This is a genomic window from Streptomyces sp. CAU 1734, assembly GCF_039888735.1.
Classification (GTDB): domain Bacteria; phylum Actinomycetota; class Actinomycetes; order Streptomycetales; family Streptomycetaceae; genus Streptomyces.
This window is the reverse complement of record NZ_JBDQQP010000004.1, coordinates 44,509-68,186: the sequence shown is the minus strand read 5'-3', so window position 1 is coordinate 68,186 and position 23,678 is coordinate 44,509. Positions and strand designations below refer to the sequence as shown.

The following is a 23,678-nucleotide window of genomic DNA, read 5'->3' as shown; positions in this document are numbered from 1 at the left end:
TTGCCGGGGACAAGGATAGGGCTCCGAGTGCCTTGACCCCGTTGCTTCACCTGCGTGGCACGATGTGGAGGTTCGGTGAAGCGAACCGATAATCGCAGGCAGGTGCGATTCCTGCATCGCTTTTGGCGTCTCTCGTCGCGGGTGTTGTGCACTCGTTATGCCTGTGTCCCACTCATTCCGTCTGTCCCAAGTGTCCGACCGGCGCGCAGACAAACCCATACGCTTCAAAAAGCGTCCAAAATTAGGCATTCTTCGCATGTGGTGACCTTGGATGCGCGGCCTCAATTGATCGACGCACTGACCGCCCTGCGCGACCGTGTCGCAGCCGTGCGTCTGCCCCTGCCCCTGCCCGGTGCGCCACGGGCCCGGCAGACGCGGGTCGAGCTGCTCGCGCAGCTCGACGACTATCTGGTGCCCCGGCTCAGGGATCCGGCCGCGCCACTGCTCGCCGTCGTCGGGGGGTCGACCGGGGCCGGGAAGTCGACGCTGGTCAATTCCCTCGTCGGGCGGCGGGTCACCGAGGCCGGAGTGCTGCGGCCCACGACTCGTACGCCTGTTCTTGTCTGTCATCCCGACGACCACCACTGGTTCGCGGGAATGCGGATCCTGCCGCAGCTCACCCGTGTATGGCTGCCCCAGCAGGACGAGACCGATGACACCGGCGAACCGGCCGACGGCGGCCGGCGGCTGCGGGTCGAGAAGGCGGCCTCGCTGCCGCGCGGGCTGGCGCTGCTCGACGCGCCCGACATCGACTCGCTGGTGGTCGAGAACCGGCTGCTCGCGGCCGAGTTGATCTGCGCCGCCGATGTCTGGGTCATGGTCACCACCGCGTCGCGGTACGCAGACGCGGTGCCCTGGCATCTGCTGCGCACCGCCAAGGAGTACGACGCCAGCCTCGTCACCGTCCTCGACCGGGTGCCCCACCAGGTGATCGCCGAGGTGTCCCGGCAGTACGCCGCCCTGCTCACCAAGGCGGGGCTCGGCGAGGTGCCCCGCTTCACCATCCCCGAGCTGCCCGAATCGGCCGGCGGCGGCAACGGGCTGCTGCCCACCACCGCCGTGGCGCCGCTCTTCGCCTGGCTCGCCCACCGGGTCCAGGACCCGGCCGCCCGCCAGCAGGCCCTCGGCCGCACCGCCACCGGGGTCATCGATTCGCTCAATGCCCGGATGCCCGCACTGGCCGCCGCGGTCGCCGGGCAGTACGCGGCGGCCGTACGCCTCATGGGGGCGGTCGAGGAGGCGTACGACCGGGAGCGCGAGCGGGTGAACCGGCAGCTCGCCAAGGGGGCCGTACTGGCCGGGGACGCCCGCACCCGCTGGCGGGGATTCCCCCGTGACAGCTCGGCCGCCGAGCTGCTGGACGCGCTCGTCGGCAGCCTCTGCGCGCTGGTGCAGTGCGCGGTGGCCGCCGCCGACGAGCATGTGCGGGAGACCTGGCGCCGGGAGCCCGCCGCCCGTGGTGTGGTGGACCGGGGAGAGCGCGATCCGGAGGCGGCGGAACGCCTCGGGCTCGCCGTCCGGCGCTGGCGGCGCGAGCTGGAGGAGCTCGCCGACGAGGAGGTGCGCGGGCTGGAGCTGAGCCCGCCGCCCGACCCCGAGACCGTCGCCGCGCTCGTCGCGGCCGTCCTGCTCGGCGGGCGGCGGGCCCGGGGCGCGGGGGAGCGGCTGGCCGAGCGGATCGGGGCGCAGGGCGCGCTCCGGCTCCGGGACCGGGGCGGGGAACTCCTCGCCGGATGCGTCGACGGAGTCCTCGACGGCGAGCGCGACCGCCGCCTCGCCCCCCTCGACGCGCTCGATGTCTCCCCCGAACCGCAGGCCGAACTGATCGCCGCACTGTCCCTGCTCCAGAAGGTGAGGTGACGGCGGTGACCGCCATCACGGGTGACGAGGAACGGACGGACGGGGCGGACGGCCCCGGTGACGGCGAACCGGAACATGAGCGCGAAGGGGCGGAGAGCGGTCGCTGGGACGACGGACTGATCGCCCGGCGCGCCGCCGGCCGGGAACGGTACGACCGCGGCGCCGGGGACGGGCGGGCCGGCGAGGACGACCACGTACCCATCGGCGGGAGCTACGAGGGGCCGCTCCGCGCCCGGCTCGACGCCCTCCGCGAGCTGGTCGGCCTCTCCCGTACCCGGCTGGAGGGCACCACGCTCGACGAGGCCGGGCGGGTGCTCGACGAGGCCGCGGCCCGGCAGCGGCTCTCCTCCCGGCACACCGTGGTCGCCATCGCCGGCGCCACCGGAAGCGGCAAGTCCACTCTCTTCAACGCACTCGCCCAGGTCCCGCTCTCGGACACCGGACTGCGCAGGCCCACCACCTCCGCGCCCATCGCATGCAGCTGGTCCGACGGGGCCGCCGGGCTGCTCGACCGGCTCGCGATCCCCTCCCGGCTGCGCCGCAGACCGCTCGCGGGCGGCTCCGACGAGCTCTCCGGACTGGTCCTGGTCGACCTCCCCGACCATGACTCGGCGCTGGTCAGACACCGCGAGCAGGTGGACCGGGTGCTGGCGCTGGTCGATGCGGTGATCTGGGTCGTCGATCCGGAGAAGTACGCGGACGCCGCCCTGCACGAGCGGTATCTGCGGCCCCTGGCGGGCCATGCCGAGATCACCTTCGTGGTCCTGAACCAGATCGACCGGCTGCCCCCGGACGCCGCCGATCAGGTACTCGACGATCTGCGCAGACTCCTGGACGAGGACGGCATGGCACTCGGCGAACACGGCGAGCCGGGCGCCACCGTACTGGCCCTCTCCGCGCTCACCGGGGAGGGCGTGACCGAGCTGCGGGAGCTGCTCGGGGTCTTCGTGCAGGACCGGACGGCCCCCGCGCGCCGGCTCTCCGCCGATGTGGACGCCGCCGCCGGACGGCTGCGAGCGGAGTACGTGGCCGAGGGCCGCACCGGTCTCGACGAGCGGGCGCGGGACGATTTCGCCGACCGGCTGGCCGAGGCGGTCGGCGCGCGGGCGGCGGGCGAGGCGGCCGAGCGCGAGTGGCGCAGACACGCGGGGCGGGCCTGCGGGACGCCCTGGCTGCGGCTGTGGCGCTGGTACGAGCGGACGCGCACGCCGGGGGGCGCCGCCACTCCGCCGGCGGCGCCGGTGGAGGAGGAGCTGACCGCGCGCCAGCGGGTCGAGCAGGCGGTGCGCACGGTGGCGGACGAGGCGGCTTCCGGGCTGCCCGCGCCCTGGGCGCATGCGGTGCGCGAGGCGGCGGTCCGGGGGGCCGAGGGGCTGCCGGAGGCACTGGACGAGCTGGCCGTACGGGAGGCGGCGGTCACCGGCAAACGGCCGCTGCGGCCCGCGTGGTGGCCCGCCGCCGTACTGGCCCAGGCGTCGATGACGCTCCTTCAGATCTATGGCGGCCTGTGGCTGGTGGGACAGATTCTCGGTGTGCTGGAGCCGGGACTGGTGGTTCCGGCGCTGCTGATGCTGGCGGGGATCGTGGGCGGGCCGCTGGTGGAGTGGGCGTGCACGGCCGCGGTGCGGGGGCCGGCGCGGCGGTACGGGCAGGACGCCCAGCGGCGGCTGCGGGAGGCCGCGGCGGGGTGCGGGCGGGCGCGGGTGCTCGATCCGGTCGCGGGGGAGCTGCTGCGGTACCGGGAGGTGCGCGAGCAGTACGCGACGGTCTCGGGGCGGCCGGGGGGTGGTCCGGCCGGCGGGGCGGCCGGCGGACGGGGCGGGGTGGGGGCGGGGACGGGGGTCCGGGAGGGGGCGGTCAGGGGCGGGTGAACCCTGGTTCCGGGGGCGGGCAGGGGTGCCGGTCGACGGCGCCTGTTCAGTGCGCCGGTCGAGGGTGCCGGTCCGGGCTGTCGGTGGACTCCGCCTCCCTCCGAGGGTGACGGAGTTGTCCACAACCGGCCGGTTGTCCACAGGCTCCGGCGGGATTCCGGGGATCGGTCCAGCATGGAGAAATCCGGTCGGCGCCGGGCCGACCGGGCCCTTGGGGAAGGTGGATGCCATGCAGGAGACCCTGGTCACCGTGGCTGGAAATGTCGCCACGAATGTGGAAACCCGGGAAACCGCGTCGGGAATGATGGTGCGATTCAGGTTCGCCGTGACGCCGAGGCGCTGGGATCGGCAGAGCGAGAGCTGGACCGATGGACACACCGCTTTTTACACGGTTTTCGCATGGCGGGCTCTCGCGGCGAATCTGGCCGGTTCGGTGACCCTCGGTGAGCCGCTCCTGGTGCACGGGCGGTTGCGGGTGCGGGAGGAGACGCGGGACGGGACCGGTGAGCCCGGCGGCTTCCGGGACGGGCGGGACGATCCGCCGCGAAGGACGTTCGTGGACATCGAGGCGCTGAGCGTGGGGCACGATCTGACGCGCGGGACAACGGTGTTCCGGCGTGCTCCGAAGCAGATCTCCCAGGTGGCGGAGGTGTGGTCCGGCCGGTCGGGACCGCCCGGGAGCGCGGCGGGACCGGGCGGGCCGCCCTCCCCGGCACGGCCCGCCGCCCCGGCGCCGACCGGAGCGGAGGCCCGGCCGCCGGCGGCACCCTTCTGATCGCGGGCGACCGGCGCGACCGGCTACCGGCCACCGCCGGCGGCCGGGCGGCGGACGACCGGCTACCGGCGGCGACCGGCTCCCCGGGCCGGCTGTCACGCCCCGCCCCCGCCACTCCCTCGAATTGTGGAGATTTGTCGATTCAGGAATGAGGGAACCGCGTGTGCCGGGTGAGGAGCGATAACGATTCCGATTCGGAATGGTTATCCCGCCCTGTGACGGGGGACCGCGCCGCGCGGCGTCTCTAGGATTTCCCAGTAATCACGGGGCACTTGAGTTTGCTGGCGAGGCACACTCCCTCACGCGTCACACGTGAAGCATGTGCGCACGGGCTCGGCGGATCACGGAAGCGGTGGTCACCGGGCCCGGGGGCAAGCGGCACACCGGTACCGGACCGCGCATGTGAGTCCCTGTCAGCTGCTGAAGCCGCCTCGCCCGGAGGGGAATTCTGTGTTTGCGACGTTCTCTGAGCTGGTTGTACGCGGACGGGGCGGCTCGCGGCGGCTCGCGGCGGCGGTTCTGCTGCCCGGCCTCGTGGTGGCCGGCTCGCTCGCCGGCGCGGGAGCCGCCGCGGCCGACGACGGCGTTCACCACCAGGGCGGTGCGGTCGCCTCACTCGACGGGCTGAAGACCTTCGACCGGGCCGTGCTCCGGGTCGAGGGCCGGGACCACGAGCTGCCCGCCGGCCTCTCCGAGATGACCGTCGAGGGCGGCGGCCGGCTGAAGACCTACGGCGCGGACATCCAGAAGCCCGCTCAGGAGCAGGCCCGATATCTGGAGACCGCCTGGGACCAGACCTCCCTCGGAACCAACAGAAACGCCGGGAAGATCCGCTGGATCCTCCGGCACTCCTACCCCCTCGTCGACGATCTCGCCCAGCTCGCGAAGGACGCCCGGACCGGACCGCTCACCCCGGAGACCGCCGCCGCCGGCACCCAGGTCGCCATCTGGCGCCACGCGGACGGCTCCGATGTCCGGGCCCTCGACCCGGCCGCGGAGAAGCTCGCCGACTGGCTGGAGAGGCAGGCCCGGAACTCCCCCGAGCCGAGGGCCTCGCTCAGCCTTGAACCCGCCGCCGTCACCGGGCTGCCGGGCGACCGCCTCGGACCCGTGACCGTGCGCACGGACGCGGACCGGGTCGACCTGATTCCGCCCGCGGACACCCCCGCGTCCGGCGGGGCCACCGTCACCGACGCCGCCGGAAAGCCCCTGACCTCGGTGGTCAACGGCGCCAAGGTGTACTTCGACATACCCGCCGACGCCCCGGACGCCACGGCGACCCTGACCGCCCGCGCGACCACCTCGATACCGGTCGGCCGGGCCTTCTCCTCCACCACCAGGAGCCAGATCCAGATCCTCGCGGGCTCCAGCGAGTCCGCCGTCTCCGCCCGGACGAGCGCCGGCTGGGCGAAGACGGGCCCGATACCCGCGGTCACCGACCGGAAGAACTGCGCGAAGGGAGGGGTGGACATCACCGCGGGCAACAACGGCGACGCCCCCTTCACCTTCGAGCTGGCGGGGACCGAGCACACCGTCCCGGCCGGGGCGACGCGGACCGTCACCCTCCCGGTGGCCGAGGACCAGGCGTACGACTTCACGGTCACCGCGTCCGGCGGCTTCAGCCGGACCCACCGGGGAGTCCTGGACTGCCTGACCATCGGGGCGGCCACCGAGGTCACCGCCACGGAGGCCCCGGTCTCGCAGCTCGCACCCGCCTCCGTCGGCGGGGGCTCGGCGGGGCTGGAGGGCGACCTCGCCGCGACGGGCGGCTCCGGAGCCACCCCGCTGATCACCGGCGGCGCGATCACCCTGGTCGTCATCGGCGGCGCCGCCGTCTTCCTCCTCCGCAAGAAGAAGTCCCCCGGCGAGGAGTGAGCCCGCGGGCGCGGGGGGTGGGCCCGCACGGCTCCGACGGACCGGACCCGCCACGCAGTGAGCCCGCGGGCGCGGGGGGTGAGCGGGCGGGGGGACGAGAACAGGACATCACCGCGGAGTCGCCCTTGAACACCGTCCACCGCCCGGTCCCACCGCCGCCCGGCCCCCCGTACCGCCCCGACCGGGTCTGGTACGCCGCCTACGGCTCCAACACGGACCCCGCCCGCCTCCGCGCCTACCTGGCCGGCGGCCGGCCCGCCGGCGCCGCCCGGACCCACCCCGGATGCAGGGAACACACCCCTCCGGAGCGCTCGGTCCCCGTCGAGCTCCCCGGGACGCTGTACTTCGCCACCGAGTCCCCGGTGTGGACCGGCGGCCGGGCGTTCCTCGACCCCGCCCCGGCCCCGGGGGCACACCCCGCCGGCCCCGTGTGGGCATGCGCCCACCTCATCACCGCCCGCCAGTTCTCGGACATCGCGGCCCAGGAGATGTACCGGCCACCGGGCACCGACCTCGACCTCACGGCGGTGCTCAGGGACGGCCGCGACACCCTCGGCCCCGGGCGCTACGAGACGCTGGTCTGCCCCGGCGGGCTCGACGGCATCCCCGTACTGACCTTCACCGCCCCGTGGCGGCACGCCGGCGTCCCCGTCACCGCCCCCTCGGCCGCGTATCTCCGCCACCTCGCGGCCGGCCTGCTCACGGCCCGGGCCTGGGACCTCCCGGCCATCGCCCGCTATCTGTCCCGTGCCCCGGGCGCGGCGGGCACCTGGACACCGGACCGGATCGAACAGCTGATGACGGAGACGGAAGGGACGGCCGGGAGCTGAGAGCGGGACCGCCGGGACGGCAGGGGCGGCCGGGACGGCGCGGCTCACTCGTTTTCGTCCTCGGCTGGACGTACGGCAAGATGGGGTGTTTCTGGCCAACGGGCGCAGCCGAACAGCCCCTGACCAGCGACGGGATCGCCGGGCAGGGGCTGTTGTGGGGCCGTGGGCCGTCTGTGGGCCGTCAGACTGTCGGAGGGGAAGTCTCGCCGGGAGTCCGGCTGAAGACCGCCGAGATGGCCGCGCGGGTGCGCTGTTCGCTGCTCGGCATCAAGTGAGTGTAGATCCGCAGCGTGAACCCGGGGTCCGAGTGACCGAGGTAGATGCTCAGGGCCTTGATGCTCTCCCCGCCGTCCAGGAGGACCGATGCGTAGAAGTGCCGGAGCGCGTGCATCCCGTCATCCGGCGCGGCAGCGTACCGGGCGCCGGGTTCCTTGGGCGGGATGACCGACGCCGATGCAAGAGCGGGCTTCCAGACGTGGTCGTCGAAGTAGCTGCGCCAGATGGCCTTGCCCACGCCGCTCGTGAAGACCAGCCGCCGGGCCACCAGCGGCCCATCCGGGGTCTTCCAGGGCAACTTGACCTCAACAGGCGGGAAACGCCTCATGTGGGCGCTCAAAGCCGCAGCGGTAGCCGGGCTCAGCGGCACGTCCCGGAGCTTGCCCCGCTTCGGAGGAGCGAAGACGAGCGCACCGCCCACGCGCTTCACCTGCTGACGCACATGGACCCATCCGGCGCCGAAGCCGATGTTCTCCTGATCCAACCCGAAGATCTCACCCTGCCGCAGACCACAGCCACCACCCGCGTCCACCGTGGCCGCGTAGCGGTCGGGCAGGCCGGCCCGGACCGCGAAGACACGGTCCTCGTGCCAGGGCTGGACGAGGCGCGGATCGGGCTCCGGGGCCTTGACCGACTGTGCGTGGCACGGATTCGACCGGATCACTCCGTCGTCCACTGCCGCATTGAACAGCGACGACACCGAGTCGTAGATGGAGCGCCGGTACGTCGCGTTCGGAACGGCCTTCGTGAGCCTGCTCAGCCAGAAGCGCACGTGCTCCGGCTTGAACGACCCCATGGGCCGTGTGCCCATATACGGGACCGCATGGAGCCGAACACGCCGACGTACAGCCTCCTGGCTGACCAGGTCGGTTGTGAGACCGCCCAGCCACTTCTCCGCGTACTCACTGAAGGTGATCCGCCCGGCTTTCGGGTCGAGGAACTGCCCCGAGTCCATGTCGGCCTTGATCCGGTTGAGCCACTTCTCGGCCCGCCCCTTCTCCCGGTCGGGGAAGCTCTGTGACTGCTCGCTGCCATCGGGGCCGATGTAACGGGCCCGGTAGCGGAGTCCGGTGCCGTACCGGTCGGTCTTGACCCGACGCGTCTTACCGCCAGGGCCCACCTCGGACTTGAACCAGCGATCCTGGATATGCCCCGCCATCAGGCCGCACCACCCATCTGGGACTCGACCCAGGCCCGAACATCCTCGGGGTCGAAGCGGACGTACCGGCCGACGCGGAACCCGCGCGGTCCGCATCCACGGCGACGCCACTGGTAGATCGTCTCGACACTCGGAAGCCCCAGCAGAGTCACAAGGTCTTCCGGCTTCAGGTACCGGTCAGGCAGCACCGCACTCATGCCCGAACCTCCCAGCCATCGGAGTCGTTGGATCGGTGCTCCCGCGCGATCTCACGGTTCAGATGGATCTCCTTTGCGATGGTGGCGGCGAGCCAGCTTTCGCCGGGGGTATGGCCGTGGCCGGCGTAGGTCCAGTGGGCGAGGGTGAGTGTGCTTGCTTCGGGGTGGTCGTCGGGGTCGGGGAGGCCGAGGGCGGTGCGTTGCTGGGCGGCGCGGTAGTCAGCGCGGACCTGTCGGAGTGCGCCGAGGGTGGTGGAGTAGTTGCGGGATTTGGTGGAGAAGTGGCCCCGGAAGCCGAGCATGTGAGCCCAGGGGGCCAGGGCCCGTTCGGGATAGGAGCGCTGGAGTGTGATGCAGGTGGCCATCAGGCTCCGGGCATGGTCGGAGATCTCCGGGCCGGTGAGGTCACCGGATGTGCCGGTGCCGTGGCAGGCGGAGCACTGGCCGAGGACGGTGCCTGGGCGGGGGAAGCGGGAGGAGAGGCCGGTGCCGCCGCACTTGCGGCAGTGGACGGGGGTGTCTGCCGCGCCGGTCGTTTCGGCGGCTTTGGTGGCGTATTTGGCGACGTAGGAGGCGACTGCCTGTTCGGTGATCTCTTCTCCGGCGCCGAGGGCTTTGATGGGCCGGATGTCGAGCTGGGTGCCCCATGTAAGGGTCCGGGCGGGTTGGTGTCCGGCCGCAGGGACGTCGACCGCGACGCGGGCGGCAGCGGCTTGGATGGCGTCGGTGAGGAGATCGAGGGTGGCCCAGGCCGGAGGCGGGGTATGCGGTCCTTCGGGGCCGTCGAAGCGGATGACGGCATGGAAGTGCACTGCCCCGCGCTTCTGGTACTCGGCGACCTTCCCGAAGGAGATCTTCGACTGTTCCCGGGCTTCTTTCTGTGTGAGTCCGGCGCGGCGGGCGATCTCGCGCCGGAGATAGATCGTGAAGTAGCGCCAGAGTTCGGAAGCGTGGTTGTTCCACAGGACCGCGCCCGGGTAGTCGTAGCGGTCGGGGTCGAGGGGGGTGCCGAGTTCGGGTGCGTCGTCCCGGTGGCGGGTGCCGCAGCGGCACGGGCGGGTGCCGGGGCGGTTGTGCACGGGGCCGAAGGAGGGGGCAGTGAGGGTGGCGAACACACGAGGGTGGTCACGCACGGTGAACGGGGTGCCCTTGGCGGGGTCGCCTGTGAGGCCGGCTCGGATCAGGTGGTAGGTGTCTCCTGCGTAGGTCCAGGCGCAGGAGGGGCAGCGGGAGACCCGGCGGTTGCCGCAGGCGACCCGGAGCCGTCCACCGGGTTCGGTGTCGGTCGAGTAGGAGTGCAGGACCTGACCCGATGCGGCGTCGCGGGTGACGGTCGCGCCCTGGAGGTGGATGGGGTCGAAGCATCCGCCGGTGCGGCGGATCTGGTCCTGCCAGCGGTCGAAGCCGGGAGCCCCGGCCACCCTCAGCGCGTCGGCGAGGGTGGCCGGTTCCGGGCCCGCCAGAGTGGCGGTGTCAGTCACGTGGCGGCTCCCTGGTGGGCGGGGCCGTGGTGGGTGTTCCAGCCCTCGGCCAGGCGCTGGACCTGTTCGGGGCCGGTGGCGGTCGCCGAGGCGCCGCAGTGGCACACAGCCGAGGCGCGAGCGGGCTTGCTACCGGTCGCGGAGGCGATGTGAATGCCGGGGGTCTGCGGGGTCGGGTTCAGGCCGGTCACCGGAGCCACCCGCGCTTCTGGGGGGTGGAGGCGGTGGGGGACGCGGGGCCAGAAGGCTTCCCGGGGGTCTTGCTGCCGTGTCCGCATCCGAGGGCGGTGTGCGCGGTGTTGATGTCGCGCTCCTGCGCGGCCTGTTCCTTGGCGCGGTCGATGTCCTCGCCGATGTCGCGGCCGGAGTCGTCGCGGCGGAAGATGCCCATCAGGCGTTCACCGACCGGCGGGCGGGGGTGCGGGTGCCGCTGCCGTGGCAGGCCGTGCAGGTGACGGGGAGGGTGGTGCGGGTGCCGTCGTGGTGGCGGGATCCAGTCGTGATCGCCACGACGGGGAATCCGTCACAGGCGCGGCAGATGGGCCGGGGCCGGGTGTGCTGGGGCATGATGGGGTCTCCCTTTCGGGTCCGTTGGATCTGGAAGAGGTGCAGGCGCCCGGGGCGGCGGAGACTTGGCGGTTGAGGCCGCCCCGGGCGTTGATCAGTTGTCCTGGCAGGTGGTCCAGTCGCGTGCCCATTCGCTGTAGCCGAGACCGGTGGGGGTCCAGGCGCTGTCGGGCAGACCGCTCTTGATGAAGCCGAAGGCAATCCGGATCTCTGTCCCGGGCCTGACGGTCACGGCCTTGCACTGGAAGTACTGCCACTGCTCAGGAGCGGCGTAGTTGTGCGGCTTGAAGAAGTAGGTGGTGCCCGGTTCGAAGAAGCTCATGTGCGGTTCCTTCCGTGGTTGGTTTCTTGCTGTCAGGGCTACTTGCGGTGCTTGCGGAGGGTGAGTGTCAGGCCCACGCCGCCGGTCGCGGAGAGCACGGCGACAGCGGCGGCCGAGGCGACATGGAGCGTGATCGCGATCATCAGAACGACCAGGGCGACACCGCCCGCGAGGGTGATCGTGAGCAGGATCGGGCCGGTGTAGGAGCGGGGCGGGGCCTGGACGATGACGATGCGGTGCGGGTCGGTGCCGGGCGGGAGGTGCCGCAGCAGGTCGGCGGGAATGTGCCCGGCGGCGATCTGCTCATCGGGGCGGTGCATGGTGATCACCTCCGGTCAGGGTGCGCAGCGGTGGGAGCGGGCGGTGAGTTCAGCGGCGGCTCGGTCGGAGTAGTCGGCGGAGAAACCACAGCCCGGGGCCGTGCAGGCGGCCGTGTGGCGGGAACGTCCCCGGCGGTCGTGGTAGGTGCCCACCTCGACGGGGCCGATGCGGATCACGTCACGGAACCGGACGGGGCGGGGGCTCACGAGGTTTCCCCGCTCGCGTTGCGGTCCTCGATCAGCCGCCGGGCGGTCCTGATCGCCATGGCCATGGTGAACGGCTCCAGGATCTCGGGGTCGGCGAAGAGACGTTTGGCCAACTGCTGAACCTCTTCGTCCTCGTTCTTCGGCATGGTTGATTCCTTAGGCGAGTTGGGCGGCGATGGCAGAGGCCATGGCCGGGGGCACTCCGAGGCGGGTGCGCAGGGTGTCGGTGTCGATGTCGAACCCGGTCCGGGCCCGGTAGTCCGCTGCGATCGTCCGTGCGTGGTCCACGAGCGCCACGGGCACGGGCGGGGTGGGATCCACCGGCACCAAGGCCGAGGCGGGTTCCTCTTCCGGCTGTGGTTCGGGTGGGGGTTCGATGGCCGGGGTGTCGGCCGGAGGCGCGGGCAGGGTGGGGGCCGGTTCGCGTTCGGGGGTGCTGGTGTCGGTCGGGTGGGGGTCGCGGGTGCCGGCCGAACCCGCTTCGTCCTCGTCGTCTTCCACCCCGGGCGCGGGGGTGGTGGTGTGGACGAGGAGTGTTCCGCCGAGGAAGGCGATGGCGGGCCAGCCGGCGACCAGGACCCGGAGCCAGTCGGGCGGGGAGTCGAGGTCGAGGAGTCCGGCGGTCGCGATGTTGGCGCCGAGGGACGCGGCCAGGGAGATCAGGAACCAGCACCAGCCGGAAGCCTTGCCTGCCGCACCGGAACGGAGTCGGCGCCAGGCGGCGACGAGGAGGAGATCGACGGAGATGGGGTAGAGCCAGGCTTTCCAGCCGTCCTGTCCGGCAGCGGCGGCGAGGTCGTGAAGGTGGGCGAAGGAGAGCGCGGCGGCGATCACGGCCTGAATCAGGACCGCGTCCACACGGATCCGGCGCATGTCTCCTCCCTTCCGGGTCGGGCCAGAGGCCGGGGCGAGGAACGGCCCGGCCATGGCGGGTTCAGTCGTCGGCGGGGATCTCGCCGGAGCCCCAGCAGCCGGAGCACACGGCGGACTGCATCTGATCGGTCGCGCGGCCCTTGCCCCGTCCGACACGTACGGGTTCGGTGAGCTCGCCCGTTCCCCCGCAGGGCGGGCAGGGCTTGAACTGGGGCTTGGCGGGCTTACGCGGAGTGGTCTTGCGTGCGGCCATGGCGATCTCCCTTGGATCGGCTTTGAGGCATGGGCGTGGCAGGGACCTTGGCGTGAGGAGCGGTCATGCCGACCGGGGGCGGGGGTGGGTCAGTCGCCGAGCGGCTGTGCGGAAACGAGCGGAGGCGTCGTCGGCATCGGCGGGACAGAGATCCGGCTGACCGGGCGGAACGGTGCGAGGAACGGCAGGTCAGGGGTGAGGTGCGCGAACTCCTCGCACACGGCGACCGCCTGAGCGGGGGTGAGGTGCGGGGTGCGGATGCGGGACCAAGAGCCGGAGGCGTCACCGGCCACCGCGAGGCCGGGCCGGTCGGGCGGGATCCTGGTCACCGCCGCCACCGCATCCGGGGCGATGTCACCCAAGCCCATCTCAGCGGTCTGCTTGTCGTTGACCCGGTGCACCACCCGGCCGGTCAACTGAGCCCGCAGGGCAGTCGCGCCCTTGCCGAGCTCCGAGCCGAAGCGCTGCCCGCATACCTCCAGATAGATCCCGACCGCGCGGGACATCTGCGCGAGGCGAACGAGCTGCATCACGGTGTGGTCCCGGGCCGCCTCATCGTTCCGGGACGTCACCAGGAACAGCTCCGCCACCTCATCGATCAGCACGACCAGGGGTACCGGCCGTGGCTTCTCCGGTAGCTCCCACACGTCCGACACACCGTGCAGGGCCAGCAGCTCGAACCGCTCCTCCATCTCGTTCACCAGCGCATCGACCAGGAGGCCCGCCGAGTCACGGTCGGTCGCCAGCGCCGACAGACGGGGCCCGTAGCGGGACTGTTCCACCCCGCGCTTGCAGTCGATCCCCACCAGCGCCACCGGCAGAGCAGCCAAGCCCTTGATCAGACTGCGCTGGTACATGGACTTGCCCGACTGATTCGCCCCCAGAGTCAGCGAGTGCGGCACCGCCCGATAGTCCCGGGCGAACACCGTGCCGTCCTCCCGCAGCGCCACCGGAACCACCAGACCCTGAGGCCGGGCCGAACGCGGCAGACGCACCCGGCGCAGCACGTCATAGCCTGTCATCCGCAGTTCCACAAAGCCCGGCTTGGACTCCGTCACGGTGACCGAGCGGACCCCCCAGGCGTGCCGCAGGCGCTCCGACGCGGCGCTAATGTCGGCGGGCTCCATGCCCGGGGGGAGCCGCAGGATCACCCGCAGCCCGGTCGAGGTGCCCCGGACCCGGCGGACCTTCGGCGGCACTGGACGCACCTCCCGCCGGGCCACCGTGCGGGTCACGAAGATCCGCAGACTCGACGGCTGAACCGTCAGCCCGCACACGTCCATGGTCGATGCGTACGAGAAGGTGAACCGGCCCCAGGTCACCGGGAGCCCGACCAGCGACCACCACGCACGAGGCGCACGCACCTTCGCGTATCCGAGACCGCCGGCACCCGCTAAGGCCCCGGAAGTCTCCACCCACAGCGGCAGATCGGTCACCATGATCAGACCGCCGACGTGATCGCGACCGCACGGAAGCTGATCCCGTGCCGCGTCTGACCGTTGAACGTGTTCTCCCAGTCACGGGCCTTCAGGCCGACCACTGTCACCGGCGTACCCGGGGCCAGCCCCTCCGGAAGACCTGTCTCCGGGACCGTCACCTGGTACAGGTTCCCTTCCCCCTCGTCCGAAATCAGCAGTCCCACGGTCGACAGACCCGCACCCGTCTCCCGGTCCATCGCACGCTCACCGGTCTGCTTCGACACCAGCTTCGGCACCGGAGCCGTAGCCACGAACACCACGGCAGTCGAAACATCGATCTTGAACGACGGCATCTAGCAGCTCCTTTGCCAAGCGGAGGCAGTGGCGCCTCCACAAGCGATCAGCTTGTATATCCAAGCTGTGCTATCAAGGTAGAGCGTGCAACTTGGATATGCAAGTGCCGGCTTGAAAAAAGAGGGCCCGAAGGCCCTCTGTGGCAGGTGCCACCTCAGGGGATGTCGATCACGTACCGAAAAACGTGGCGGTCGCATGGCACCCGCGAGTCAAGTACTTCCACCACCTGACCAGCGGAAGTGTGTGCCGTCCGAAGCACGCGCGCGAGCGGTACACCGGGTGGGATCTTGAGCGTGTCAGCCTCTGTCGGTGTCGGCATGCGGATCTCAAGATCTTCTACGAACTGTGTGATCCGTTGCCCAACCGGCCCTGAGGGATCCTCGATCAGTCGACTGACGCCGCCACGGATGCGGCGCGGCTCGGCAACCTCGGTGCCAGCGAACAGGGCGGACGGGTAGTACCCGTCAACGAGTTGCATCGGTTCCTCATTCACAAAGAACGCCCGGCGGCGGATGATCACATCGGCACCTTCGGAGGCCCCAAGCCGCTCAGCCACGTCAGCCGGCGCGGGCACGGTTTCCACTGAAAGGATCCGCTGCTCAGGGCGTAGGCCCTGGGCCACAGCCTCCGCATTGAAGTTGGCGACGCCGGTATCACGCCGCTTGCGGAAGTTCGCCCCCGTGGTGAGCATCTGCACGTTGGGCCGTGGCCGCACGAAGACGCCCCGACCTTGCTCGCTGATCAATAGCCCGTCCGCCTTGAGCAGGGCCAACGCCTTTCGCACCGTGACTCGCGTGGTGCTGTACTGATCCTTGAGTTCATTCTCGGACTTCAATTTTTCACCGGCGCGCAGCTTCCCCGTGAGGATCAGCGTGCGCAGGTCATCGGCGATCTTCCGGTACGTCGGAAGGTCTTTCTCCGCCATGTAGGTCACCTCGACTTGGCTATGCAAGCCAGCTTACGGGGCCCACCGGCAATCGTCACCCGGCGTACGCCCAGCCCGTCCAAGCAGATACACGGATGGCGACAACCGGCCCATGGGGTGGTGTTTCCTCGTACTGGCGGTACTTCGCCTGTAGCAGTGCGACGGCTTTCGCCCTGTCATCGCCGTTGTCCCAGATCTCAGCCCGCCCATCGGCGCGAGCCCACCACAGTTCGGCCCAATCGTCGGCGTACTGATCGGCAACGGCCGAGACCATTGGGTTCTCGGCGATGTTTCGCAGTCTGCGGAGGTTGGTGGAGCGTTTCGGTTTGTGGTCGATGGCGAAATAGATCAGGTCACCGTCCACAACGAAGGTGACCGGCACGATATGCGGCACACCAGTCGCATCAGCGGTTGCCAGACGGGCGACACGGGAGTCTGCGAAGCGCTCGCGAGCATCGGACGCCGAGAGATTCATGGTCTGAACGTACCCACGGTGACAAGGTTCGTCAGTGTCACTCGCGGATCCAGTTGCGTCTGTCTCGTGCCACGGAGTACACGATCATCAACTGAGCGGGACTCAGAACGCCAGACCGTGGACCGAAGCTCGTCAGGTCCCGCTCTGCCAGGGCTCGCACGTCCAGAAGCGTTCGTTCAACTCTGATGGACTCCGGCTTGACGAAGACGATCAAGGGGCTGACAGGCACGGGGAAGCCGCAACCCCGGTCCAGGACTCGCTTGGCACGAACCGCCTCACTGCGGCTTTTGCGTACATACGGGTACGACTCACCGCCATTCAGCTTCACCATGTCATCCCCGACCCAAACAGAGGCTTTGGGGTGGTTCTTGGTGTTGATGGTGAAGACCCCGCCGGGGCCGATAAGTAGGTGATCAATGTCGTTTCTGGCAGAGAGCGGAATTGAGTGCAGAGCCAGCCAGCCATGACGTGAAAGACGTTTGAGTTCACGACCCACCACGCGCTCGCCAGCGATGCCCACCTTCCAGCTATAGGCAGTAGTGCGCCGTCTGAGTACCCATGCCAACGAGCGTTGGAGCAGTCCCGGGGTGGCTTCCCTGAGCTTGGGCAGCAGAGCGGCACCAGGCTTGTTGAGGGCAAGATCGTAGTCCGGTGGAGGAGGGGAGACACACGTCTGAGCGGAAGCCGACGCGGCGCCGGAGGCGCTCGGAGGGGGCTGTCGGGTCAGGTACGGGGCCAGAGCCTCCATCGCCGCATCTCGAAGCTCTTCCACCTCAATGGTGATTCGTCCAGTTACCCGATCGAACCATGCCACCGTGGTGCCGTCCGGCTGGCTGACGTACAGCCGATCCTTTCCGTACCTCTTCCACGCCGATATCCGCAGTTCGCCCATACTCCGCCCCCAGCAGCCGTTGTGCGCAGCCACCAGGGGAGCAAGTGACGTCCTCTCACGCAAGGGCACCTATCCGGTCACGTGATCACGGAGCACTGTTACAAGTTTCTCTACCTCATCAAGGCTCGCTCCGCTCGCTGAGGTCGCCCGCCCATCTGCCCCGCAGGCCCTGCCTGAAAGGGGCCGGTCCTCCCGCCGATGGCCCGCCGCGAATCCGGCCTCTGAAGGGGAAGAACCGGGGCGAACGCCGGACCAGAAGCCGAGGCATCCCCAGCCCCTCTCAAGCCCCCACCAGCCGAGGCATCCCCGAAGGCCGCGCGCGGCGCGGCGGGCCGGGCCGCCCGCCGCCCCCTTCCCTCCTGCCTCCGGCCCGGTCCAGGGCCGCCGTCCGCCCGGCCCCAGCGCCACCGGCCACAAGAAGCCAGGCAGTCCAGGGGTACGGGACGGTACGCACGTGCCGGTCAACGACGCGTTGTGTTCACGCATGAGGCCGGATTCGCGGCGGTCCATCGGCGGGATACCCACCCCCACGGCCGGGGCCCTGTGGCCGGGGCGGTCGGATCCACGGCTTTAGGCAGCCACCATGGGGCGAGCCTCGAAGATCAGGGGCCCACATCGGACTTTGCGGGCAGGTCCACAGACTGCCCGATTCGCGGAAGCTTACGGGCCCCTGATCTCTCGCCCCATGGCAGCTCCCGCCCAAAGCCGCTCCACCGACCTCATTCGGCGACGAGCACCAGGACGTGCTCCCGGTCGCCGGTCCGGGGCGGATCCACTCCGGCCGGGAGTGCCGGCCGAACCGCTCCGCGAACCGGCAGGCCCTCCCACCCTCCACGGATCCGGACCGAGGCGGGGCTGAACTTGAGTGCGAAATCACGGCTTGGCCAGGTCCAAGACCAGGCGAAGCGGGCCGTTCCTGGGCCGTGCGAGGGTGCGTATCGGCGACAGAAGACGACAGGCGGTGACAGGTGAATTACAGGTGTTTTGGTGAAGGACCCCTGGTCGGGCGAGCTCGACCCCGCTCGTTTTCGTCCTCGGCTGGACGTACGGCAAGATGGGGTGTATCTGCCCACTCACCTATCTGCCGGACGGTTTCTCTTGGCTGAGTACATCTACACGATGCGCAAGACGCGCAAGGCGCACGGCGACAAGGTCATCCTGGATGACGTGACGCTGAGCTTCCTGCCCGGTGCGAAGATCGGTGTGGTCGGCCCCAACGGTGCCGGTAAGTCCACCGTCCTCAAGATCATGGCCGGACTGGAGCAGCCGTCCAACGGTGACGCGTTCCTGTCGCCCGGATACACCGTCGGCATCCTGCTCCAGGAGCCGCCGCTGGACGAGTCCAAGACCGTGCTGCAGAACGTCGAGGACGGCGTCGCCGGGATCAAGGGCAAGCTCGACCGGTTCAACGAGATCGCCGAGCAGATGGCGACCGAGTACACCGACGCGCTGATGGAGGAGATGGGCAAGCTCCAGGAGGACCTGGACCACGCCAACGCCTGGGACCTCGACGCCCAGCTGGAGCAGGCCATGGACGCCCTGGGCTGCCCGCCCGGCGACTGGGCCGTGACCAACCTCTCCGGTGGTGAGAAGCGCCGCGTCGCCCTCTGCAAGCTGCTGCTGGAGGCGCCCGACCTGCTCCTCCTCGACGAGCCCACCAACCACCTGGACGCCGAGTCCGTGCAGTGGCTGGAGGCGCACCTCGCCAAGTACGCCGGCACCGTCGTCGCCATCACCCACGACCGGTACTTCCTCGACAATGTCGCGGGCTGGATCCTGGAGCTCGACCGCGGCCGTGCGATCGGCTACGAGGGCAACTACTCCACCTACCTGGAGTCCAAGCAGGCCCGTCTCAAGGTCGAGGGCCAGAAGGACGCCAAGCGCGCCAAGCGGCTCCGCGAGGAGCTGGAGTGGGTCCGCTCCAACGCCAAGGGGCGGCAGGCCAAGTCCAAGGCCCGTCTCGCGCGTTACGAGGAGATGGCGGCCGAGGCCGACAAGATGCGGAAGCTGGACTTCGAGGAGATCCAGATCCCGCCGGGCCCCCGGCTGGGCAGTGTCGTGGTCGAGGTCGAGAACCTCTCCAAGGGCTTCGGCGACAAGCTCCTGATCGACAACCTCAGCTTCTCGCTGCCGCGCAACGGCATCGTCGGTGTCATCGGCCCCAACGGCGCCGGCAAGACCACGCTCTTCAAGATGATCCAGGGTCTGGAGACCCCCGACTCCGGCGAGATCAAGGTCGGCGAGACCGTCAAGATCTCCTACGTCGACCAGAGCCGCGCCAACATCGACCCCAAGAAGTCGCTGTGGGCCGTCGTCTCCGACGAGCTGGACTACATCAACGTCGGCCAGGTCGAGATGCCGTCCCGCGCCTATGTGTCGGCCTTCGGCTTCAAGGGCCCGGACCAGCAGAAGCCGGCCGGAATCCTCTCCGGCGGTGAGCGCAACCGGCTCAACCTCGCGCTCACCCTCAAGCAGGGCGGAAACCTCCTCCTCCTCGACGAGCCCACCAACGACCTCGACGTCGAGACGCTCTCCTCGCTGGAGAACGCCCTGCTGGAGTTCCCGGGCGCGGCCGTGGTCGTCTCCCACGACCGCTGGTTCCTGGACCGGGTGGCGACGCACATCCTCGCCTACGAGGGCGAGTCCAAGTGGTTCTGGTTCGAGGGCAACTTCGAGTCGTACGAGAAGAACAAGATCGAGCGTCTCGGCCCGGACGCGGCCCGTCCGCACCGTGCCACCTACAAGAAGCTCACCCGGGGCTGAGGGGCGGACGACACCCATGGCCCGGCACATCTACCGCTGTCCCCTCCGCTGGTCGGACATGGACGCCTTCGGGCACGTCAACAACGTCGTCTTCCTCCGCTATCTGGAGGAGGCGCGGATCGACTTCATGTTCCGGCTCCAGCCGGGGGACGGCTCGCCGTCCTTCTCGGGCGGTTCGGTCGTGGCCCGGCACGAGATCGACTACGTGCGCCCGCTGGTCCACCGCCACGAGCCGGTGATCGTCGAGTCATGGGTGACCAGGATCAGCGCGGCGTCCCTCACCATCGCCTATGAGGTGAAGGACGCCGAGGACTCCCCGCAGGTGTATGTGCGGGCCTCCACCGTCGTCGTCCCGTACAACCTGGAGGCGGGCCGGCCGCGGCGGATCAGCGCGGAGGAGAAGGAGTACCTCAGCGCCTATCTGCCCGGGGCGGACGACGAGGGCGCCCTCGTCGCATGAGTGTTCCCGTGCGGAGTCTGCACTGTGCCGACGCGAGGGAGGCGGAGGATCTCGCCGCCTTCCTCGCCCGGCTGCTCCACTACGACCGCGCCGCCGCCGTGCGCCTCCAGGCGGGCGGCCCCCAGGGCCCCGGCACCAGCCTCGCCGTCTTCGGCCGCCCGCCCTCCTTCGAGGTGCTGGCCATCCGCGCGGCCCGGCTCGGCGAGCCCGCCGAGCTCGATGTCACCGTCTCGGCCGGTGAGCTGCTCGACGCCATATCCGGCGCCGGTTTCGCCGTGCCCGTACCCGTCACCGGCCCCCCGTGGGCCGGTGTGCTGCCGCCCCGCGGCGGCTGGCGGGAGCTCCCCGGCCTCCCGGCGGCACCCGCGATACACGGCGCGGTCACCGCGGCCGTCGCCGAATTCCGCACCCGCGACGAGGCACTCCCCGCCGAGCGGCGCACCCGCGCCGAACGCGACCGCATCGGCCGCGAGATCTGGTCCCGCGAGGTCGGCGGCACCCCGCTGCCGCTCCGTGCCGTCCACGCCGCGCACTCCCTGGGCTTCCTCCGCCCCGGAGCCCCGGTCGCGCTGTTCGCCACCAGCTCGTGGCTCCGTCTGCGCACGCCCTTCGGCTCCGTCGCCGTACGGGCGCAGGGCACCGGCGGGCTGACCGTCACCCCCACCAGAAGCGCCTGACCACCCGGCGGTCCCTCCCGCGGACCGCCGGCCGCCGGCCGCGCCGGGAGCCGTAGGGTGTGCGCATCGCGGGCGACACGGCACTCCGCACACCGCCGTCACCCGCGCGACCGTGAGAGGGAGACACATGGCAGGCGCATACGATGTGATCGTTCTCGGCCTCGGCGGCATGGGCAGCGCCGCCGCCGCCCATCTCGCGGAACGCGGGGCCCGGGTGCTGGGCCTGGAGAAGTTCGGGCCCGTGCACCGTCAGGGCTCCAGCCACGGCGGTTCACGCATCACCCGGCAGTCCTACTTCGAGGACCCGGCCTATGTGCCCCTCCTGCTCCGCGCCTATGAGCTGTACGACCGGCTCGAACAGGACACCGGACAGGACATCGCCACCCTCTGCGGCGGGCTGATGATCGGCCGCCCCGACTCCCGCACCGTCGCCGGCTCGCTGCGCTCGGCCGAACAGTGGGGGCTGCCGCACGAGATACTCGACGCCGCCGAGCTGCGGCGCCGCTTCCCCACCCTGACCCCCGCCGATGACGAGGTGGCGCTCCACGAGGCACGTGCCGGGCTGCTCCGCCCCGAGAACACCGTCGCCGCCCACCTCACCCTCGCGGCCCGCGCCGGTGCCGAACTCCGCTACGAGGAGCCGGTCACCCGCTGGGAGCCGTACGCGGGCGGGGTACGGGTCCACACCGCGCGCGGCACGTACACCGCCGGGCAGCTGGTCGTCTGCCCCGGGGCCTGGGCACCGGAGCTGCTGGCCGATCTGCGGGTGCCGATCACCATCGAGCGGCAGATCATGTTCTGGTTCCGGCCCGACGGCGGAGTCGGCCCGTATCTCCCCGGGAAGCAGCCCATCTATGTCTGGGAGGACCCGGCCGGTGTGCAGATCTACGGTTTCCCGGCGATCGACGGGCCCGACGGGGGAGTGAAGGTCGCCTTCTTCCGCAAGGCGGGCGAGGGGCGCGCGGCGATGGTGTGCACACCGCAGACCATCGACCGCACGGTGCACGAGCGGGAGGTGGCGGTGATGGCGGAGCAGCTCGCGCACCGGCTGCCGACCCTCGCCGGGACCTTCATCAAGGCCGCCACCTGCATGTACTCCACCACCCCCGATGAGCACTTCGTGATCGCCCGGCATCCGGCGCACCCGGACGCCGTCACCGTCGCCTGCGGATTCTCCGGGCACGGATTCAAATTCGTGCCCGTCGTCGGCGAGATCCTGGCGGATCTGGCGCTGGACGGCACCACCCGGCATCCGATCGGGCTCTTCGACCCGGCGAGGGTGGCCGGGCCGCTCACGCCCGGATGACGGTCAGCCGGCCGTATTGATCATGGAGCCGGCGGCGTAGACGAGGTACTTCCAGAGCTGCTGCTCGTGCTCCGGCGCGAGTTCCAGCTCGTCGACGGCGTCCCGCATGTGCCGCAGCCAGGCGTCATGGGCGGCTTGGTCGACCTGGAAGGGGGCGTGGCGCATCCGCAGCCGGGGGTGGCCGCGGTTGTCGCTGTAGGTGCGGGGGCCGCCCCAGTACTGCATCAGGAAGAGGGCGAACCGCTCCTCGGCCGGACCCAGATCCTCCTCCGGGTACATGGGCCGCAGCAGCGGGTCACCGGCAACGCCCTGGTAGAAGCGGTGCACCAGGCGCCGGAAGGTTTCCTCGCCGCCGACCTGCTCGTAGAAGGTCTGCTCCTGAAGGCTGCCGCGCGGGATCTCAGTCACCCGTCCATGGTCTCAGACGCGCCGGACCAGGACTCGCGCCCTAGGACCCCGCCCGGTGGCCCCGCCCGGCGGGGTGAGCCGCGGACCGTGCGCGGTGGCGGTGCTCGCGCCGGGGACGGCGGCGCAGGAGAGTGGAGGCATGGGTACGCACCCGGAACCGTACGCCGAGCCCGCCGCCGAGGCCCGCCGCGCCATGGTGCGGCTGATCACGGCCGGGGGCGGGCTGGCGGACCCCGAGTGGCGGCTCGCCTTCGAGGAGGTGCCCCGGCATCTCTTCGTCCCGTACTGGTTCGTCAGCCGGGGCGGCGGCTGGGAACGGCTCTGGCGCGAGGACCCCGACCGGATCCGGCGGGAACGCTGGCTGAGCGGTGCGTACCGCGACGGTCCGCTCGCCACCCGGGTCCGGGACGGTGAGCTGATCTCCTCCAGCAGCCAGCCGTCGCTGATGGCCCTGATGCTGGAGGCGCTGGAGGTGCGGTACGGGGACGCCGTACTGGAGATCGGCGCGGGCACCGGCTACAACGCCGCGCTCCTGTGCCACCGGCTCGGCGACTCCCGGGTGACCACCGTGGACATGGAGCCGGAGATCACCGACTCGGCCCGGGCGCATCTGGCCGCCGCCGGATACCGTCCGGCCGTGATCACCGGCGACGGCGCGCGGGGCTGCCCCCAACGCGCCCCCTTCGACCGGATCATCGCCACCTGCACCCTGCCGTGGATCCCGTACGACTGGCTGCCGCAGTGCCGCCCCGGCGCCCGGATCCTGGCCCCGCTCTCCACCGGGCTGATCGCGCTGCGGGTCCGGGACGAGAACGGCACCCGGATCGCCGAAGGGCACTTTCTGCGGAGCTCGGCCTTCTTCGTGCCGCTGCGGGGCGGTGACGCGGTGCCCGAGCGGCCACTGGGCGGTGTGCCCCGCCGGATGCTGGAGAACGACCTCTTCCGCTTCCTGCTGACACTGACCGCGGGCAGCCTCGATCCGCGCGAGGCCCTCTCCCTGTGGGAGCGCGAGCGGCGCCCGGGGCGGGAACGCTTCGGGATCACCGTGGCCGGCCGCCGGCAGTGGGCCTGGCTGGACGACCCCGGCGGCCCCTACGCCTGGCCGCTGGGCTGGACCGGGTGACCGCCGGGGCG

28 protein-coding genes are annotated in these 23,678 nt (G+C 70.8%); 10 read left to right on the top strand and 18 right to left on the bottom strand.

The genetic code is table 11. The annotated features are described in order from the left end of the window. Positions 1-267 precede the first annotated feature (267 nt). The 5 genes from AAFN69_RS08650 (at position 268) to AAFN69_RS08630 (ending at position 7,211) form a co-directional block, all read left to right on the top strand. Positions 268-1,860, top strand: coding sequence for a dynamin family protein (locus tag AAFN69_RS08650; protein ID WP_347728087.1), 1,593 nt, complete (start codon positions 268-270; stop codon positions 1,858-1,860). After that, positions 1,857-3,731, top strand: coding sequence for a GTPase (locus AAFN69_RS08645; RefSeq protein ID WP_347727756.1), 1,875 nt, complete (start codon positions 1,857-1,859; stop codon positions 3,729-3,731). Before AAFN69_RS08650 ends, AAFN69_RS08645 begins: the two co-directional genes overlap by 4 nt. A 229-nt stretch (positions 3,732-3,960) precedes the next feature. Next, the gene (locus AAFN69_RS08640; RefSeq protein WP_347727755.1) at positions 3,961-4,506 is read left to right on the top strand and encodes a single-stranded DNA-binding protein; all 546 of its coding nucleotides are present in this window, start codon (positions 3,961-3,963) and stop codon (positions 4,504-4,506) included. Between the two features lie 450 nt (positions 4,507-4,956). Then, a complete protein-coding gene (locus AAFN69_RS08635; protein WP_347727754.1) occupies positions 4,957-6,381 on the top strand; it encodes an LAETG motif-containing sortase-dependent surface protein in 1,425 nt (474 codons plus the stop codon). 125 nt (positions 6,382-6,506) lie between these two features. Then, entirely contained in the window at positions 6,507-7,211 is a 705-nt protein-coding gene (locus AAFN69_RS08630; protein ID WP_347727753.1) for a histone deacetylase, read from the top strand. A gap of 181 nt (positions 7,212-7,392) precedes the next feature. On the opposite strand, the gene AAFN69_RS08625 is transcribed toward AAFN69_RS08630, so the two are convergent. The 17 genes from AAFN69_RS08625 to AAFN69_RS08545 form a co-directional block, all read right to left on the bottom strand. Next, positions 7,393-8,646: a tyrosine-type recombinase/integrase gene (locus AAFN69_RS08625; protein WP_347727752.1), complete on the bottom strand. Its 1,254-nt coding sequence runs from the start codon at positions 8,644-8,646 to the stop codon at positions 7,393-7,395. Beyond that, positions 8,646-8,843 (bottom strand): helix-turn-helix domain-containing protein, encoded by a 198-nt coding sequence (locus AAFN69_RS08620; RefSeq protein ID WP_347727751.1) that lies wholly within the window; start codon positions 8,841-8,843, stop codon positions 8,646-8,648. Before AAFN69_RS08620 ends, AAFN69_RS08625 begins: the two co-directional genes overlap by 1 nt. Then, positions 8,840-10,324: a replication initiator gene (locus tag AAFN69_RS08615; protein WP_347727750.1), complete on the bottom strand. Its 1,485-nt coding sequence runs from the start codon at positions 10,322-10,324 to the stop codon at positions 8,840-8,842. The genes AAFN69_RS08620 and AAFN69_RS08615 overlap by 4 nt, the downstream gene beginning before the upstream one ends. Continuing rightward, the gene (locus tag AAFN69_RS08610) at positions 10,321-10,515 is read right to left on the bottom strand and encodes a hypothetical protein (protein WP_347727749.1); all 195 of its coding nucleotides are present in this window, start codon (positions 10,513-10,515) and stop codon (positions 10,321-10,323) included. The genes AAFN69_RS08615 and AAFN69_RS08610 overlap by 4 nt, the downstream gene beginning before the upstream one ends. Further along, on the bottom strand, positions 10,512-10,715 hold the full coding sequence (locus tag AAFN69_RS08605) for a hypothetical protein (protein ID WP_347727748.1): 204 nt from the start codon (positions 10,713-10,715) through the stop codon (positions 10,512-10,514). The genes AAFN69_RS08610 and AAFN69_RS08605 overlap by 4 nt, the downstream gene beginning before the upstream one ends. Continuing rightward, positions 10,715-10,891 (bottom strand): hypothetical protein, encoded by a 177-nt coding sequence (locus AAFN69_RS08600; protein WP_347727747.1) that lies wholly within the window; start codon positions 10,889-10,891, stop codon positions 10,715-10,717. Before AAFN69_RS08600 ends, AAFN69_RS08605 begins: the two co-directional genes overlap by 1 nt. 94 nt (positions 10,892-10,985) lie before the next feature. Continuing rightward, positions 10,986-11,213 (bottom strand): hypothetical protein, encoded by a 228-nt coding sequence (locus AAFN69_RS08595; RefSeq protein ID WP_347727746.1) that lies wholly within the window; start codon positions 11,211-11,213, stop codon positions 10,986-10,988. 38 nt (positions 11,214-11,251) lie between these two features. Beyond that, entirely contained in the window at positions 11,252-11,533 is a 282-nt protein-coding gene (locus tag AAFN69_RS08590) for a hypothetical protein (protein WP_347727745.1), read from the bottom strand. A 15-nt stretch (positions 11,534-11,548) separates the two neighbouring features. Then, positions 11,549-11,740, bottom strand: coding sequence for a mobile element transfer protein (locus AAFN69_RS08585; RefSeq protein ID WP_347727744.1), 192 nt, complete (start codon positions 11,738-11,740; stop codon positions 11,549-11,551). After that, positions 11,737-11,886, bottom strand: a complete 150-nt coding sequence (locus tag AAFN69_RS08580; protein WP_347727743.1) for a hypothetical protein — start codon at positions 11,884-11,886, stop codon at positions 11,737-11,739. Before AAFN69_RS08580 ends, AAFN69_RS08585 begins: the two co-directional genes overlap by 4 nt. 10 nt (positions 11,887-11,896) lie before the next feature. Then, positions 11,897-12,613, bottom strand: coding sequence for a DUF2637 domain-containing protein (locus tag AAFN69_RS08575; protein WP_347727742.1), 717 nt, complete (start codon positions 12,611-12,613; stop codon positions 11,897-11,899). A gap of 61 nt (positions 12,614-12,674) precedes the next feature. Beyond that, positions 12,675-12,866, bottom strand: coding sequence for a hypothetical protein (locus AAFN69_RS08570; protein ID WP_347727741.1), 192 nt, complete (start codon positions 12,864-12,866; stop codon positions 12,675-12,677). Between the two features lie 89 nt (positions 12,867-12,955). Next, entirely contained in the window at positions 12,956-14,302 is a 1,347-nt protein-coding gene (locus tag AAFN69_RS08565; protein ID WP_347728086.1) for an FtsK/SpoIIIE domain-containing protein, read from the bottom strand. A gap of 5 nt (positions 14,303-14,307) precedes the next feature. Further along, the gene (locus tag AAFN69_RS08560; protein ID WP_347727740.1) at positions 14,308-14,637 is read right to left on the bottom strand and encodes a hypothetical protein; all 330 of its coding nucleotides are present in this window, start codon (positions 14,635-14,637) and stop codon (positions 14,308-14,310) included. Between the two features lie 155 nt (positions 14,638-14,792). Then, a complete protein-coding gene (locus AAFN69_RS08555) occupies positions 14,793-15,563 on the bottom strand; it encodes a GntR family transcriptional regulator (RefSeq protein WP_347728085.1) in 771 nt (256 codons plus the stop codon). Between the two features lie 55 nt (positions 15,564-15,618). Continuing rightward, positions 15,619-16,038, bottom strand: coding sequence for a TIGR03668 family PPOX class F420-dependent oxidoreductase (locus AAFN69_RS08550; protein WP_347727739.1), 420 nt, complete (start codon positions 16,036-16,038; stop codon positions 15,619-15,621). 37 nt (positions 16,039-16,075) lie between these two features. Continuing rightward, on the bottom strand, positions 16,076-16,930 hold the full coding sequence (locus AAFN69_RS08545) for a nuclease-related domain-containing protein (RefSeq protein ID WP_347727738.1): 855 nt from the start codon (positions 16,928-16,930) through the stop codon (positions 16,076-16,078). A 1,098-nt stretch (positions 16,931-18,028) separates the two neighbouring features. Here AAFN69_RS08545 and ettA point away from each other — a divergent pair. From ettA to solA, 4 genes are all read left to right on the top strand, one after another. Next, positions 18,029-19,693, top strand: coding sequence for an energy-dependent translational throttle protein EttA (gene ettA / locus AAFN69_RS08540; protein WP_347727737.1), 1,665 nt, complete (start codon positions 18,029-18,031; stop codon positions 19,691-19,693). A 16-nt stretch (positions 19,694-19,709) separates the two neighbouring features. After that, positions 19,710-20,153 carry a thioesterase family protein gene (locus AAFN69_RS08535; RefSeq protein WP_347727736.1) on the top strand — a complete coding sequence of 148 codons (444 nt, stop codon included), beginning with the start codon at positions 19,710-19,712 and terminating at the stop codon, positions 20,151-20,153. Next, positions 20,150-20,830 carry a hypothetical protein gene (locus tag AAFN69_RS08530; protein WP_347727735.1) on the top strand — a complete coding sequence of 227 codons (681 nt, stop codon included), beginning with the start codon at positions 20,150-20,152 and terminating at the stop codon, positions 20,828-20,830. The genes AAFN69_RS08535 and AAFN69_RS08530 overlap by 4 nt, the downstream gene beginning before the upstream one ends. A 127-nt stretch (positions 20,831-20,957) precedes the next feature. Then, positions 20,958-22,136 carry an N-methyl-L-tryptophan oxidase gene (solA, locus tag AAFN69_RS08525; RefSeq protein WP_347727734.1) on the top strand — a complete coding sequence of 393 codons (1,179 nt, stop codon included), beginning with the start codon at positions 20,958-20,960 and terminating at the stop codon, positions 22,134-22,136. Positions 22,137-22,139: 3 nt separating this feature from the next. On the opposite strand, the gene AAFN69_RS08520 is transcribed toward solA, so the two are convergent. Next, positions 22,140-22,544 carry a globin gene (locus AAFN69_RS08520; protein ID WP_347727733.1) on the bottom strand — a complete coding sequence of 135 codons (405 nt, stop codon included), beginning with the start codon at positions 22,542-22,544 and terminating at the stop codon, positions 22,140-22,142. A 139-nt stretch (positions 22,545-22,683) separates the two neighbouring features. Here AAFN69_RS08520 and AAFN69_RS08515 point away from each other — a divergent pair, with 139 nt between their 5' ends. Continuing rightward, positions 22,684-23,667 carry a methyltransferase domain-containing protein gene (locus AAFN69_RS08515; RefSeq protein ID WP_347727732.1) on the top strand — a complete coding sequence of 328 codons (984 nt, stop codon included), beginning with the start codon at positions 22,684-22,686 and terminating at the stop codon, positions 23,665-23,667. Positions 23,668-23,678 lie beyond the last annotated feature (11 nt).